We start from the raw sequence: 1,193 nt of genomic DNA on the forward strand, positions 1-1,193 counted from the left end.
AGAGTGCCCGTTCGATAGGTAAGCGTTTCTCGGATAAGCGATGTTTCTCCATCAACATCGTATGTTGTTTGGTCTACGGTCGATTGCCTGAAATAATTAGATATTGCCACACTGGTTTCAAACGTCATTTTACTTTGCTTTTGAGCAGCAGATGGATAGTGCGCGTAAGGAAGCTGGCCGATTAGCGGGTTCAAATTTACATACTGAATTTTTGATGCGTAGGCACGTTGATCAAACAATGATAAGAACAGGATGATCAAGGCCGATATCAAGGATTGAGAGCGGAGCATATCAGTCTATCTTTTATTTAACGGCGCTCAGGATAGAGCAGACCGAAGTTATTTGTTAGTGTTGTTACGCACATATAATAATTTACTAATAAAACGGAGTTTTCGTGTTGTCGCTCTTAGAAGGACTTTTTGAATCAAAATTGTTAAGCAAAATTTGGTTCAAGAGCGTTGGTGTCGTTCTCTTCGCTACGGCAGCTTTATATATAGTCAAAGGAATAAGTGAATTTAGATCATATCAACATCTTGTTGAGAGTTGCGCCAAGCAGAAGCTAGTCCGAGAAGGTGAGCAACTAGCGCGAAATCTCAAGCAAAATGATTTGGAATATATTTCGGCACGTCTTAATACGATCGAGTATTCCTGTGCGATGCCTTTCGACCGAAGCTCTAGTGACTATTCTACATATCATGTTCGTCCTCAGGCTGACTTCTTTTGGTCCGTTTCTAAAAACGAATCCGAAGTTATGCGGATTGGTAAAAGCCTGCTTGCTGGTCCCACTTCTACGGTTAGTTATCCTCTAAGTATTTGGTCTGAAGGTAATTCGGGAGATTACTGGGTTGGAACAATATCCCTTAAGCTTTATTTCGGGGACCATGTTGAACACTTAACATCGTCGTATTGGTCAGATTATGGTGTGGACGCAACAAAGTCTGTCATCGTTTTAACCTTGGTGTTTGCTTGGATTTTTTTCGCCTTTATTCGTCCTAATCAGGAATTTACTCGACGCTTGAGCGACCCCGCTATGAGCTCGTCGCAGATAAGAAACCTTATAGGTGGACGTAGGGATGAATTGAGCGGTCTATGGCGTGCCGTTTTGACAGTCAAAGAAGCGTCTGAAGTAGAGCGCTTTGAGTTTGAATCTCAGATCAGAGAGCTTGATGCACATATCAGTAAGGTGGAACGTG

2 protein-coding genes are annotated in these 1,193 nt (G+C 42.2%); one reads left to right on the forward strand and one right to left on the reverse strand.

What is annotated here, in order from left to right:
• Positions 1 to 290 (reverse strand): hypothetical protein (locus tag A3738_RS14700; protein ID WP_156504270.1); only part of this gene is annotated, 290 nt, incomplete at its 3' end.
• 104 nt (positions 291 to 394) lie between these two features.
• Here A3738_RS14700 and A3738_RS14705 point away from each other — a divergent pair.
• Positions 395 to 1,193: hypothetical protein (locus tag A3738_RS14705; RefSeq protein ID WP_197473871.1), on the forward strand; the 799-nt coding region annotated here is incomplete at its 3' end.

The organism is Oleiphilus sp. HI0066 (assembly GCF_001635725.1).